Consider the following 13,066-nt stretch of genomic DNA (forward strand, 5'->3'; position numbering starts at 1 on the left):
CAGTATTGGAAAGGTGGGTGTTGTGAAGGCATTGCTTCATTACGTAAAACTTGGCGTGATTGTCGCCATATCGGGCATTTATGCAACCCCTGCCTTTGCAGATACGCAATTCCCGCAAGAACTTTCAAAGATGGTGGCTCCATCTGATGACGGTTCTTTGCCCGAAGGTGCGGTGTTTGTCGATGAAAATGATGCAGAGATATCTCTTAATAACCTGAAAGGTCAGGTTGTTTTGGTCAATCTGTGGGCGACATGGTGTGTGCCCTGCGTCAAGGAAATGCCCGAACTTGATCAGTTGGCGGCTGAAATGGCGGGAAAGCCGTTTCGGGTTTTAGCACTTAGTCAGGATCGTGGCGGGGCCGCAGCGGTTACAGAATTCTTTGAAAAGAATGGAATCGAGCATCTTGATGTCGTGCTCGACCCGCGTGGTGCGACGGCACGCCAGATGGGCGCACGGGGACTTCCCACCAGTTTTGTCATTGATAGCAACGGGGTTATCCGCGGCAAGCTTGAAGGCATTGCCCGTTGGGATGCGCCAGCGGTGATTACGTATTTTGATGGTCTGATCGCGGAAATGTCTTAGGCAACTTTTTCGGTTAGCTGGCCGAGGCCGGGTCTTCGAGCAATGCCAATACTTGTTCAAGGGTTGGTGCCGCATCGCCAGCCCCGTTGCGCGTGGTCGACAACGCGCCGGTGGCACAGGCAAAGCGCACAGCATCCGCAAGGTCTTGTCCGCCATGAAGCGCAACGGCAAGTCCTGCATTAAAGCAATCCCCGGCACCGACCGTATCAATGGCGCTGACCACAAAGGACGGCACCAGTCCGATCTGGCCATCAGATGAATAAAATGCACCTTTGCTGCCCATTTTAATAATGACGGTTTCTGGCCCCATTTCATGGAGCTTGTTGGCCGCAATGGTCGCGGTTGCCATATCGACGGGATCAATTCCCGTCATGGCCAGACATTCGCTGCTGTTTGGCGTTACGATATTGGTCAGAGCCAAAAGATCGCGCATCACCATGTGATCCGGGACGGGGGCAGGGTCCAGAATGACCTTCGCATGACCTTCGCGGGCATATTTTATCGCGCAATCGACGGCAACGACCGGGCATTCAAGCTGCAATAACAAAAAGTCACAATCGCGCAGGTGGCTTTGTTTTTCATGCAGATCGCCACGCGTCATGGTCATGTTCGCGCCGCCGACTACCGTGATCATGTTTTCACCGGCGGTATCAATGGAAATCAGGGCCGTGCCGGTTTGAGCACCATCTGCAATGATCAAATGGCTGGTATCAAGTCCCTCGTCAGACAGGGTTGCAAGCAGTTGACGGCCAAGAACGTCATCCCCGATTTTGGAAATGAAAATTGGCGAAACGCCAAGGCGGTTAACCGCCAGTGCCTGATTACAGCCTTTGCCACCGGGACCGGATTTGTATTCCTTGGCCAGAACGGTTTGCCCCGGCTGCGGAAGCTTTGTCACGCGCGCGGCAAAATCAATGTTGGAGCTTCCGACAACTGCAATACCCATAGCCTATCCAATTAGAATAAAAATTATACTATTATGGTAATATTGGTATTAGATCAGTGGTTTAAAGTCGTAGAAAGGCAAAATGCCCCACAATCACAAAAAATCTTTAGCGGGATTTGAACTTGGCGATTTCAGGTCGGGGTGAATTCGTCTGAAAGGGCGGCATAAAGGCGTTTGAACTTGGCAAAACGCGGCTGATAGGATGCGTGTCGGACTTGATTGGGCTCAATGACCTCTTCAATGGCCGGTTTCAGGCATACATCTTCGGGGAGTTCTTTGGTCAGTGCCAATCGTCCCAAACGTGCCGCCCCAAATGCCGGACCCTTGGCGGCCCCTTCATAGCGGGCAAGGGGCGTTCCCATAATGTCGGAAATCAACTGTATCCAGTATCGGCTGCGCGCACCGCCACCAATAACGCCGGGCAATTCACAATGCGCCCCTGCGGCATGCAGGCGTGATTGAGCATCAGACAAAGCAAAGGCGACCCCTTCAAGGGTTGATTGCACCATCATTTCCCGGTTGCTGTCACTGCCAAGGCCAAAGAAAACCCCACGGGCATAGGGATTGTTATGCGGGGTGCGTTCCCCGTTCAGATAGGGCAGGAATAGAATGTCAGAGGGGGCGGCATGTTGTGCCTCGACCCGACGCAGTAACGCGCCAATGTCGGGTTCTGCCAAAAGACTGGCCGCCCATTGCAGGCAACTTGCCCCATTAAGCAACACTGCCATCTGGAACCAGTGTTGCGGGATCGCGTGGGTGAAGCTGTGCAGAAGTTCTTTGGGTTTTGGCCGGTATTTGTCCGATGCGACGAATATCTGTGACGATGTGCCAAGCGAGATAAAGCCATCCCCATGACTGACAGCGCCGACACCGATGCCACCGGTTGCCGCATCGCCGCCGCCGCCCGCAATAATCACATTGCGGCCCATGCCCCATCGATTGGCAAGTTCGGGGAAAAGAGTTCCGGTGACATCCGATCCTTCGACCAGTTTTGGTAACTGATCCATGTTTAACCCACAGGCATCAATTGCAGCGTGATTCCAGCTTCGACTTTCTTCATCAAGCCAAAGCGTGCCTGCGGCATCCGACATCTCGGTTACTTTGTCGCCCGACAGGCAAAAACGGATGTAATCCTTGGGCAGCAGGATGGTTTTTATTTTGGCAAACAGATCAGGTTCGTGTTTTTTCAACCAGATCAGTTTCGGGGCGGTCATGCCCGGCATGGTAGCAACACCGGCCTGAATGCCCAGATCGGGCAAGGCCTGATCCAGTTCTTCACATTCGCGCATGGCCCGACCATCATTCCAAAGAATGGCTGGTCGAAGCGGTTTGTCATCGGCACCAAGCAAAGTTGCACCATGCATCTGTCCAGACAGACCAATGGCGCGTGTGGCGGCAATTGCGGTGGGGTTTTGGGCCGTGAGCGCGTCAATCGCGCCCAAGGTCGCCTGCCACCAGTCGGCCGGGTTCTGTTCGCTCCAGAACGGATGAGGGGTCGAAACAGATAACGGGATATCGGCCTCGGCAACTGTGGCCGAGTTTTCGTCAATAAGCAGTGCCTTGACCGCTGATGTGCCGACATCAATCCCGAGAAACATTTTCGGACCGCCTCCAGACGTATTTTATCATTCTATCCCGACATTGCGATTGTGCGGGTTGATGTGATCTTTATTCCAGATGCTTGGTGGCTTGATTGCAACAAAAAAAGCCGCTGCGATCTGCAGCGGCTTTAATTTGATATGCGAATAAGCTACGGTTGCGCCCTTAGCGGGTCGGGACCGGCTCATCACCGCTATAGTCATAGAAGCCACGGCCAGCCTTGCGGCCAAGCCATCCAGCTTCGACATATTTAACCAGCAATGGGCACGGGCGGTACTTGGTGTCTGCCAGACCGTCATGCAGGACATGCATGATCGAAAGACAGGTATCCAGACCGATAAAATCTGCGAGTTGCAGCGGGCCCATCGGGTGATTGGCACCCAGTCGCAATGCGGTATCGATGGATTCGACATTCCCCACACCCTCATAAAGGGTGTAGATCGCTTCGTTGATCATCGGCAGCAAGATGCGGTTGACAATGAAAGCCGGGAAATCTTCGGCACTTGCCGTGTCTTTACCGAGTTTCTTGGTCAGTTCATGAATGGTGCGATAGGTGGTTTCATCGGTGGCAATGCCACGGATCAGCTCTACCAGCTTCATCAGCGGCACCGGGTTCATGAAGTGCATGCCCATGAACTTCGACGGGCGGTCCGTATAGGACGCCAGACGGGTTACCGAGATCGAAGATGTATTGGTCGCGATGATGGCCTCGGGGCCAAGAACCGGACAAAGAGCTTTGAAAATCTGTTTTTTGACTTCTTCATTCTCGGTTGCTGCTTCGATTACCAGATCGCAGCCTGTCAGGAATGAATAGTCCGTCCCGGTTGAGATAAGAGCAATGGCAGCATCTTTTTGCGCTGCGGTAATTTGCTCTTTCTTGACCTGACGGTCCATGTTCTTTTCCATCAAGCCAATCGCCTTATCAAGGGCGTCTTGCGAGATGTCGAGAATTCGGACGTCGTAACCAGCCAATGCGATCACATGGGCAATGCCATTGCCCATCTGACCAGCGCCGATTACGCCAATGGTTTTGATATCTTCCAACGAAGCCATTTGTTCCCCACTCGTCCCCTTAGGGCCAAAACAATAGAATTCACTGTTTTGACCCTAAATGGGATCAGATTATTTGTCGAGTTCGCTCGCCAGTGCGGGAAGGGCTTCGAACAGGTCACTGACAAGGCCGTAATCGGCTACCGAGAAGATCGGTGCTTCTTCGTCCTTGTTAATTGCGACAATGACCTTGCTGTCCTTCATACCGGCAAGGTGCTGAATAGCACCGGAAATGCCTACAGCAATGTATAGCTGCGGTGCAACAACTTTGCCGGTTTGGCCAACTTGCCAATCATTCGGAGCGTATCCGGCATCAACCGCAGCGCGTGACGCGCCGATTGCAGCGCCAAGTTTGTCGGCAATCGGTTCGATCAGGTGGAAGTTTTCACCCGATCCCATGCCGCGACCACCAGAAATGACAACTTTGGCAGCGGTCAGTTCAGGGCGTTCCGACTCGGTCAGTTCAGCACCGACGAAGCTGGACTTGCCAGCATCGGTGACAGTTGCAACATCTTCGATCGATGCAGAACCACCTTCGGCGGCAACCGGATCAAAGCCCGTGGTACGTACCGTGATCAGTTTGATCGGGTCAGATGACTGCACGGTCGCCAATGCATTGCCGGCATAAATCGGGCGGACAAATGTATCGGCACTTACAACATCGGTGATGTCGGAAATCTGCGCGACGTCTTTCAATGCCGCAACGCGCGGCATGAAGTTTTTGCCAGAAGTCGACGCCGGAACCAGAACGTGGCCGTAATCACCGGCCAGTTCGGAAACCAAGCCTGCGATGTTTTCTGCCAGGAAATGGCCATAGGCGGCATTGTCTGCGACCAGAACCTTGGAAACGCCGTCAACTTTGGCAGCCGTTTCAGCAACGCCGCGGCAGCTTTCACCGGCAACGAGGATGGTGATGTCGCCACCGATTTTCTGTGCAGCGGCAACGGTGTTAAGCGTGCCACCTTTCAGTTCGGTATTGTCGTGTTCGGCAATAACAAGAATGCTCATTTGAATGATCCCCGCTTAGATAACTTTTGCTTCGTTGCGCAGCTTGTCGACAAGCTCGGCAACATCAGCAACTTTGACGCCTGCCTGACGTGATGGTGGTTCCGTCACTTTCAGGGTTTTAAGGCGCGGCGCGGTATCAACACCAAGATCCGCGGGGCTCATCGTATCAAGCGGCTTTTTCTTGGCTTTCATGATATTCGGCAGGGACGCATAACGCGGCTCGTTGAGGCGCAAGTCAGTGGTCACAATTGCCGGAAGATCAAGTTTAACGGTCTCAAGACCGCCGTCGACTTCGCGGGTGACATCCATCTTGCCATCAGTAATGGCAATCTTGGAAGCAAACGTGCCCTGCGGCCAATCCAAAAGCGCGGCCAACATCTGACCGGTTTGGTTGGCATCATCGTCAATTGCCTGTTTACCCAGGATCACAAGGTCCGGGCTTTCTTTGGCAACGACTTCTTTCAAGAGCTTTGCAACAGCAAGCGGTTGCAGTTCGTCGTCGGTTTCGACCAGAATGCCGCGATCGGCACCCATAGCCAGAGCAGTGCGGAGCGTTTCCTGACACTGCTTAACGCCGAGAGATACAGCAACCACTTCGGTCGCAGTACCTGCTTCTTTGAGGCGGATGGCCTCTTCAACGGCGATTTCGTCAAACGGGTTCATGGACATTTTGACGTTGTTTAACTCAACGCCAGACTGGTCCTGTTTGACTCGGATCTTGACGTTGTAATCCACAACGCGCTTAACGGCGACAAGAACCTTCATGACAGACCTGTTCGTTTTTGTTGTCGAAACTATAGGCTTTCTGCTCCCTGCACGGGCAGTTTGCGGTGGGCCCGGATGTTACTGGTTTCCCCGCGATGCACAATAGGGAGTGCGATACGGGTTGTCAATTTACGTAAAGAGGTTAACGTTAACGATAACTTCTTCACTAAAATTTTGATGCCCTTCTATAATCTTGATACGGGACAAATCCGCCAATTAACAGGGATTTGTCCAATATTTTTCCTTATCTCGTCAGTCCCGGTTTCCACAAGATATCGTCTTTGCCGCCATTATTTGCATGACGGGCCAAGACAAACATATGGTCGGAAAGCCGGTTGATATAGCGCACGGCTTCGGGGTTGATCGCCTCGATTCCCGCCAGTGCGACCATCAGGCGTTCGGCGCGGCGCGATACAGTGCGCGCGATGTGAAGCTGGGCCGAAAGCGCACTGCCACCGGGCAAGACAAAGGATTTCAACGGATCAAGATGTTCGTTGATCTGATCAATCTCTTGCTCAAGCCGTTCGGTTTGTTTGGCGATGATGCGCAATGCCGGCTGTTCCGGATTGTCGTTCGTGCCATCGCCGGGCGTGCATAAATCCGCACCGAGATCAAAAAGATCGTTCTGGATTCGCGCCAGCATGTCATCGAGATCGCCGGTGGCATGCAGCCGGGCAACACCAATAACGGCATTGGTTTCATCAACGGTGCCATAGGCCTCAACGCGAATATCGTTTTTGAAAACGCGTGTGCCATTTCCAAGGGCTGTTTTGCCCTTGTCACCGGATTTTGTATAGATACGTGTCAGTTGAACCATGTGCCGTCCGTTATGTGGCGAATGTGGATAAATATCCGGGCCGGGTTATTTCCTAGGTTATTTCCCAAGTGCCATCAAAGACAGAATAAACAAAAGCAAAAGCGCGCCAGCCTGAAGCAGGACACGAAGCTGCATCAGCTTGTTGGATTTTCGGGCATCGTTTCCGCGTGCCATGGATATGATGCCGAGAACCAGAACAACGGCGACAGCGGCCATCGCCAGCAAAGCACCGATCTGAAGAAATGCAGCCATTCTTGGTCTTCCTTGTTCCTGCCTGAGGACTTATGCCGTCATCGGGGTTTTGCAATAACGGGAAATCGCAAAGATTAATCTATATGTCGTTAGGTCAGTTTGTATCAGGCGACGACATGCTGCGCCAAGCAGCCTTTATAGGCAACCGGCGTTGGAAAATTTTTGGATTATTCGGACGTTTTATCCAAAAGAAATGCTCGACGATCAATGTTGAACGTCTTGATACGCGATGCCAGCGTGGTCGGTTTAATATCGAGAAGGGCGGCGGCACCCCCTTGGCCAAAAATCTTTCCGCGTGTCTCTGTCAGGGCGTGGATGATGTTGTTGCATTCGTTTTGGCGCAATTCATCGCGGGTTAGGATGGCTTTTTCGGGGAGTTCGGTCTGATCGACAGCTGTGTCGATCAGTCTTCGACTATCGCGCCCACCGGTTTCAGGTAAGTCGAAATGTAGTTTGCCGTCATGGGCAAGAATTGCGGCCCGCTCAATAACGTTTTCAAGTTCACGGGCATTCCCCGGCCAACCGTAATTTTGCAAGGTGCGGACCTGTCCCTTGGTCAGTGTGGGTTGGCTGATGTTTAATCGCTGGGAGATGTTGCGCAGGAAATGGGTCGCCAATGGTGGGATATCGTCGGTACGGTCGCGCAATGGGCGGCATTCAATCGGGAAGACATTCAGGCGGAAATAAAGGTCTTCGCGGAAACGCCCTTGGCGCACTTCTTCTTTAAGGTCGCGGTTGGTTGCAGCGACCAAGCGAACATTGACCTCTCGGGTGCGTTCTTCGCCAATGCGTTCAAATTTTTGGTCCTGCAAAACACGCAGCAATTTGCCCTGAAGCTCTAGCGGGATTTCTCCGACTTCATCAAGGAACAATGTCCCGCCATCCGCCAGTTCAAAGCGGCCCACGCGATCGCGTATGGCACCGGTAAAGGCACCGCGGACATGGCCAAAAAACTCGCTTTCAAAAAGTTCATGGGGAATGGCCGCGCAGTTCACGCGAACCAATACGCGATCTGATCGGGTGCTGGCCTGATGGATGGCGCGCGCAATCAGTTCTTTCCCTGTTCCGGATTCACCCGTGATCAGAACGTTGGCATCGGTTGGGGCAACAAGATCAATTTGTTTTAAGGCACCCTGAATAGCATCCGACTGACCGATGATTTCGTGATGGTTGTTGGTCGAAAGAATTTCTTCCTGCAGATAGGCGTTTTCAAGTTCAAGCCGTTCACGAAGGCGATCAACCTCGGCCAGTGCGGCATGCAGTTTTTCTTCGGCAATTTTACGTTCGGTGATGTCGCGAAAAACAATCACGGCCCCGATGACAAGCCCATGGTCGCGAATAGGGGTGGAGGTATATTCAACCCGGATCGGTTTTCCATCACTGCGCCAGAAAACTTCGTCGTCGACGCGCCGGACAATGCCTTCGCGAAACGCATTGTAAATCGGGCATTGTTCAGCGTGATAGGGTTCGCCGTCGACATGGGAATGGTGAATGATCGAATGGATTTCCCTGCCAACAAGCCCATCCGCTGTCCAGCCCAGCATGCGTTCAGCTGCCGGGTTGACGAATGTTGTGATGCCGTCGCTGTTTACCCCGTAAATACCTTCGCCTGCCGCCCCTAGAATGAGCTGGTTTTCACGTTCAATTTCGCGGAAAAAACGTTCGGCGCGTCGCCATTCGGAAATGCCTTCACGGAGGTAATCATCTGCTTCTGAATCGACATCGCGACGATGGCGGGCATCAAGGTCAGAAATGGTAATGGTCAGGTATTCTTCATTATTGAGTGTGATCGCACGGGCTTCGTGTTCAAGCTTTAATTCAGACCCATCCGGGCGGGTCAAATCCAGCCCTCGCGTCCACGCAAAGCCGTGGTAGAGGGCTGCCTGACTAAAAACGACAAGGCTGGGAACTTGTCCTTTGTGCAGGGCACTCATCTTTGATGATTTCAGGGTGCCTATGCTGCGGCCCAGCAATTTGGCAGCAGCATCATTGGCAAAAATGATGCTGTCGGTTTTTGGATGAACCAATAATGTCGGATGCGTGTGGGCCAAAAGTGCCTGAAGATGAAGTGTCTCCAAAGGCATTGAAATAGGCTGGATTACATCGCTATTCATTGAAGATCCTACGAAAAATCGTATTAATAATTACGAAAATTCGTAAATTACGATTTTTCGTATTACCTGAGGATGCCAGCCTTCATATGCAGAGTCTAGCGTTTCCAACGAAACTGCTGCGATGCAACAAGTTGGCACGCTGGTTGCTCTTGTCCCTTGTGAATATCTGATGCTGCCTGATCTGGGTGGCGTAACAACAGGGGGTGATCATATGTCAGTCAAAAGTCTGGGCGATCCATTCAGTGGGGATGCAGACCTTCGGCACAGTAAATCATGTGGCTGTGAGGTTTGCGCGTCAAAAGGGGATCACAAACACGCATCACATACGGCCCAAGGTCATAGCGTAGAACATGATCTTGCAAAAATGCCTGCACATAGTGATATGGGTGATACAACACCTGCCAGCAGTGAAGAGATGCTTGATCGCGCAATCGACAGTGCGATTGTCCGGTCCGTCTTTGGGCATGATGAAATTTCGCGGCGTTCTTTTGCCAAGATGGTCGGCGGTACCACCATGATGGCCGCCTTGGGATCTGTTCTGCCGATTGATAAGGTCAAAGCGGCGATCCTTGATGATCTGGGCAAGCCGGAAAAATCCAAACTGAATATTGGTTTTGTTCCGATTACTTGCGCAACACCGATCATTATGGCTCAGCCGATGGGCTTTTATGAAAAATACGGCCTTGATGTTGATGTGATCAAGACAGCCGGTTGGGCGGTTGCGCGCGACAAGTCATTGAACAATGAATATGACGCCTCGCATATGTTGACCCCGATGCCATTGGCGATCTCAATGGGGGCTGGGTCCACGGCAACACCGTTCCTGATGCCAGCCGTTGAAAACATCAATGGTCAGGCCATCGTGCTGCATAACGACCACCTTGATAAACGTGATCCTAAGCAGTGGAAAGGCTTCAAGTTTGGTGTGCCATTCGAATACTCGATGCACAACTTCTTGCTGCGCTACTACGTTGCCGAACATGGGCTGGATCCGGACAAGGACATTCAGATCCGTGTCGTTCCGCCGCCCGAGATGGTTGCAAACCTGCGTGCCGGTAACCTTGATGGCTATCTGTCACCGGATCCGTTCAATCAGCGCGCTGTCTGGGAAAAAATCGGCTTCCTGCACACCCTGACCAAGGATATCTGGGAAGGTCATCCATGCTGTGCATTTGCCTGCTCCAAGGCGTTTTCGGAAGAGCTTCCAAACACCTATGGCGCACTTTTGAAATCGATTGTTGATGCGACCCAATACGCGTCCAAAGCGGAAAACCGCAAAGAAATTTCGGCAGCAATTGCACCGGCAAACTATCTGAACCAGCCGGTTCCAGTGATCGAACAGGTTCTGACCGGGCGGTATGCGGATGGCTTGGGCGAAGTTCTGAATGTCCCGGACCGTATCGATTTCGATCCGTTCCCATGGCATTCCATGGGGGTCTGGATTTTGACCCAGATGAAACGCTGGGGCTATATCGAAGGCGACATCCATTACAAGAAAATCGCCGAAGAAGTCTATGTCGCAGCCGATTGCGCCAAGGTCATGAAAGACCTTGGGTATGAGGCCCCGACCGAGACCTACAAAACCTATAGCATCATGGGCAAGACTTTCGACCCTGATGAGCCTGAAGCCTATGTGAACAGCTTTGCCATTGGTAAAGGGGTAAGCTGACATGCTGGCATCTTTAAATGCCAGGGCTTTGCTTTTGTCTCTCGTGTTGCTGGCGGTTCTCCTTGGGTTATGGGAGGCCGCCAGCCCGAAGCAGCAGCTTGCCGGCGAACTTACCGAATATGAATTGCTGATGGGCGGGGGCGAGCCAAAAGCGGCTGTGCCACCACCCTCAGCCGTCTTCGCCAAGGCGTGGGAAGAACTGAGCGATCCTTTCTATGATGCAGGTCCCAATGACAAGGGGATTGGTATTCAGATTGGCTATTCGCTGTATCGGGTTCTGAGCGGTTATTTCCTTGCAGCAGCCATTGCCATTCCGGTCGGCTTTTTGATCGGGATGTCGCCGTTGATGTACAAGGCACTTGATCCCTTCATTCAGGTGCTTCGACCGATATCACCTTTGGCCTGGATGCCTCTTGCGCTGTTTGTCATTCAGGACAGCCAGGCATCGGCGATCTTTGTCATTTTCATCTGTTCGATCTGGCCAATGCTGATCAATACGGCCTTTGGTGTGGCCGGGGTTCGCAAGGACTGGGTCAACGTTGCGCGCACACACGAACTTGGTGCGCTTAAAACAGCATGGATTGTGATTTTGCCCGCGGCTGCCCCGACGATTTTGACCGGTATGCGAATTTCAATCGGCATTGCCTGGTTGGTTATTGTTGCCGCCGAGATGCTCGTGGGGGGTACGGGGATTGGCTACTACGTCTGGAATGAATGGAACAATCTTGATCTGACCAGTGTGGTGTTCTCGATCCTCGTGATTGGTGTTGTCGGCATGCTGCTTGATACCGCCTTTGCCTATTGCGCACGTCTTGTGCAGTACCAGGAATAAGGAGACCTGAAATGTCGACACCATTCCTGAGCGTACAGAACCTAAGCAAACGGTTTAAAGCACCCAAGGGTGAAGACGCCCTCACCGTGTTTGAAAACGTCAATCTTGGCATTGAGAAGGGCGAGTTCGTTTGCATTATCGGTCATTCTGGCTGTGGTAAATCGACGATCCTTAACATTCTTGCCGGGCTTGATGAACCAAGCGAAGGCGGGGTGATTATGAACGGCAAGGAGGTCTCGGGGCCTAGTCTTGATCGCGGTATCGTGTTTCAGAACTATTCCCTGCTGCCTTGGCTGTCGGCCCTGAAAAACGTGACCTTTGCCGTGCAGGCCCGTCACAAGTCCTGGAGCAAAAAACAGGTCCACGAACATTCGATGAAGTATCTTGAGATGGTTGGCTTGGCCGGTGGTGCGGAGCTTCGCAAACCGTCTCAATTGTCAGGGGGGATGCGTCAGCGTGTTTCGATTGCACGCGCATTCGCAATCCAGCCGGAACTGTTGCTGCTTGATGAGCCATTTGGTGCGCTTGATGCGCTCACCCGTGGCAGCATTCAGGATGAACTCATCCGTATCTGGTCTGGCTCAGATCAGACCGTATTCATGATCACCCATGATGTGGACGAAGCAATTTTGCTGGCGGACCGTATTTTGCTGATGACCAACGGGCCCTATGCCCGTGTGGCAGAATCGGTCCAAGTCGAAATTCCACGTCCGCGCGAACGGGCCAACATCATCCATCATTCCGACTATTACGACATCCGAAATCACCTTGTCGAATTCCTTGCCACCCGCTCCAGGGCGCTTGCGGGCAAGCAGGAAGATGGCGGCAGTTCTGAGCCATCCATCGTTCGGTTCGGCGCGCACGAGGTGCTTTCGGACCCGAAGGATAACCGCAAATCTGCCGTCAGTCGGGCTAAATAAACCAGATCCAAACGTTGATTACCGAGAAGGAGAAAAGCTGTGAAAAAAGCAGATGTCAAAGAAATGATCATCGAAGCCAAAAAGGCCAAAGGTCTTGGCTGGGAAGAAGTTGCAAGCAAGATCGGCATGTCGCCGGTCTGGACGACCTCGGTTTGTTTTGGCATGAATTCCGCGCCAAAGGACAAGGCCGATATGCTGGTTGCCCTGTTTGGCCTTCCGCCAGAAGCATCGGCCGTCATTCAGGAATGCCCGATGAAAATCTGGGATCAGGCGGTTCCAACCGATCCGGCTGTCTATCGCCTATATGAAATCGTCGGTGTTTACGGCGAAACCATCAAGGAAATCATCCACGAGAAATTCGGCGATGGCATCATGAGCGCCATTGATTACGAGATGTATATCGAGCGTAAGGAAGATCCGAAAGGTGACCGGGTTGTCATCACCCTTGACGGTAAATTCCTGAAATATCGGGCTTGGTAAGCAAAGCGGACCGGTGAGCCTTTTCACCGGG

General features: G+C 52.5%; 13 protein-coding genes. 5 read left to right on the plus strand and 8 right to left on the minus strand.

Annotated elements, in window-relative coordinates; all coding sequences use genetic code 11:
* The first annotated feature begins 22 nt into the window (after positions 1-22).
* Positions 23-583 carry a redoxin family protein gene (locus ACQ0MK_RS20010; protein WP_430474110.1) on the plus strand — a complete coding sequence of 187 codons (561 nt, stop codon included), beginning with the start codon at positions 23-25 and terminating at the stop codon, positions 581-583.
* A gap of 13 nt (positions 584-596) precedes the next feature.
* On the opposite strand, the gene rbsK is transcribed toward ACQ0MK_RS20010, so the two are convergent.
* From rbsK to ACQ0MK_RS20050, 8 genes are all read right to left on the minus strand, one after another.
* A complete protein-coding gene (gene rbsK / locus ACQ0MK_RS20015; protein WP_430474111.1) occupies positions 597-1,529 on the minus strand; it encodes a ribokinase in 933 nt (310 codons plus the stop codon).
* 131 nt (positions 1,530-1,660) lie between these two features.
* Positions 1,661-3,127, minus strand: a complete 1,467-nt coding sequence (gene xylB, locus ACQ0MK_RS20020) for a xylulokinase (protein ID WP_430474112.1) — start codon at positions 3,125-3,127, stop codon at positions 1,661-1,663.
* Between the two features lie 166 nt (positions 3,128-3,293).
* Positions 3,294-4,181, minus strand: coding sequence for a 3-hydroxybutyryl-CoA dehydrogenase (locus ACQ0MK_RS20025; protein WP_430474113.1), 888 nt, complete (start codon positions 4,179-4,181; stop codon positions 3,294-3,296).
* Positions 4,182-4,250: 69 nt separating this feature from the next.
* The gene (locus tag ACQ0MK_RS20030; protein WP_430474114.1) at positions 4,251-5,186 is read right to left on the minus strand and encodes an electron transfer flavoprotein subunit alpha/FixB family protein; all 936 of its coding nucleotides are present in this window, start codon (positions 5,184-5,186) and stop codon (positions 4,251-4,253) included.
* A 15-nt stretch (positions 5,187-5,201) separates the two neighbouring features.
* Complete coding sequence (locus tag ACQ0MK_RS20035) at positions 5,202-5,951, minus strand: electron transfer flavoprotein subunit beta/FixA family protein (RefSeq protein WP_430474115.1); 750 nt, start codon at positions 5,949-5,951, stop codon at positions 5,202-5,204.
* Between the two features lie 244 nt (positions 5,952-6,195).
* Entirely contained in the window at positions 6,196-6,768 is a 573-nt protein-coding gene (locus tag ACQ0MK_RS20040; protein ID WP_430474116.1) for a cob(I)yrinic acid a,c-diamide adenosyltransferase, read from the minus strand.
* 57 nt (positions 6,769-6,825) lie between these two features.
* Positions 6,826-7,020, minus strand: coding sequence for a twin transmembrane helix small protein (locus tag ACQ0MK_RS20045; protein ID WP_350040941.1), 195 nt, complete (start codon positions 7,018-7,020; stop codon positions 6,826-6,828).
* A gap of 167 nt (positions 7,021-7,187) precedes the next feature.
* Entirely contained in the window at positions 7,188-9,134 is a 1,947-nt protein-coding gene (locus tag ACQ0MK_RS20050; protein ID WP_430474117.1) for a sigma 54-interacting transcriptional regulator, read from the minus strand.
* A 364-nt stretch (positions 9,135-9,498) separates the two neighbouring features.
* On the opposite strand from ACQ0MK_RS20050, the gene ACQ0MK_RS20055 reads away from it, so the two are divergent.
* Genes ACQ0MK_RS20055 through cynS form a run of 4 tightly spaced genes read left to right on the plus strand, consistent with a single transcriptional unit; the run spans position 9,499 to position 13,035 of the window.
* Positions 9,499-10,803: a CmpA/NrtA family ABC transporter substrate-binding protein gene (locus tag ACQ0MK_RS20055; RefSeq protein ID WP_430474118.1), complete on the plus strand. Its 1,305-nt coding sequence runs from the start codon at positions 9,499-9,501 to the stop codon at positions 10,801-10,803.
* 1 nt (position 10,804) lies between these two features.
* A complete protein-coding gene (gene ntrB, locus ACQ0MK_RS20060; RefSeq protein WP_350040938.1) occupies positions 10,805-11,635 on the plus strand; it encodes a nitrate ABC transporter permease in 831 nt (276 codons plus the stop codon).
* A gap of 11 nt (positions 11,636-11,646) precedes the next feature.
* Positions 11,647-12,555, plus strand: coding sequence for an ABC transporter ATP-binding protein (locus tag ACQ0MK_RS20065; protein WP_430474119.1), 909 nt, complete (start codon positions 11,647-11,649; stop codon positions 12,553-12,555).
* Positions 12,556-12,594: 39 nt separating this feature from the next.
* A complete protein-coding gene (gene cynS / locus ACQ0MK_RS20070; RefSeq protein WP_350040936.1) occupies positions 12,595-13,035 on the plus strand; it encodes a cyanase in 441 nt (146 codons plus the stop codon).
* The last annotated feature ends 31 nt before the right edge of the window (positions 13,036-13,066 follow it).

Origin of the sequence: Thalassospira lucentensis (genome assembly GCF_050516545.1) — a bacterium.
In the GTDB taxonomy this organism is placed as follows: Bacteria; Pseudomonadota; Alphaproteobacteria; order Rhodospirillales; family Thalassospiraceae; genus Thalassospira; species Thalassospira lucentensis_C.

What these genes read in the sequence shown, in the direction of transcription:
- ACQ0MK_RS20045 (WP_350040941.1), bottom strand. Translation starts at nt 7,020, where the DNA reads ATGGCTGCATTTCTTCAGATCGGTGCTTTGCTGGCGATGGCCGCTGTC.
- rbsK (WP_430474111.1), bottom strand. Translation starts at nt 1,529, where the DNA reads ATGGGTATTGCAGTTGTCGGAAGCTCCAACATTGATTTTGCCGCGCGC.
- ACQ0MK_RS20025 (WP_430474113.1), bottom strand. Translation starts at nt 4,181, where the DNA reads ATGGCTTCGTTGGAAGATATCAAAACCATTGGCGTAATCGGCGCTGGT.
- ACQ0MK_RS20065 (WP_430474119.1), top strand. Translation starts at nt 11,647, where the DNA reads ATGTCGACACCATTCCTGAGCGTACAGAACCTAAGCAAACGGTTTAAA.
- ACQ0MK_RS20035 (WP_430474115.1), bottom strand. Translation starts at nt 5,951, where the DNA reads ATGAAGGTTCTTGTCGCCGTTAAGCGCGTTGTGGATTACAACGTCAAG.
- xylB (WP_430474112.1), bottom strand. Translation starts at nt 3,127, where the DNA reads ATGTTTCTCGGGATTGATGTCGGCACATCAGCGGTCAAGGCACTGCTT.
- ACQ0MK_RS20030 (WP_430474114.1), bottom strand. Translation starts at nt 5,186, where the DNA reads ATGAGCATTCTTGTTATTGCCGAACACGACAATACCGAACTGAAAGGT.
- ACQ0MK_RS20050 (WP_430474117.1), bottom strand. Translation starts at nt 9,134, where the DNA reads ATGAATAGCGATGTAATCCAGCCTATTTCAATGCCTTTGGAGACACTT.
- ACQ0MK_RS20040 (WP_430474116.1), bottom strand. Translation starts at nt 6,768, where the DNA reads ATGGTTCAACTGACACGTATCTATACAAAATCCGGTGACAAGGGCAAA.
- ACQ0MK_RS20055 (WP_430474118.1), top strand. Translation starts at nt 9,499, where the DNA reads ATGCCTGCACATAGTGATATGGGTGATACAACACCTGCCAGCAGTGAA.
- ntrB (WP_350040938.1), top strand. Translation starts at nt 10,805, where the DNA reads ATGCTGGCATCTTTAAATGCCAGGGCTTTGCTTTTGTCTCTCGTGTTG.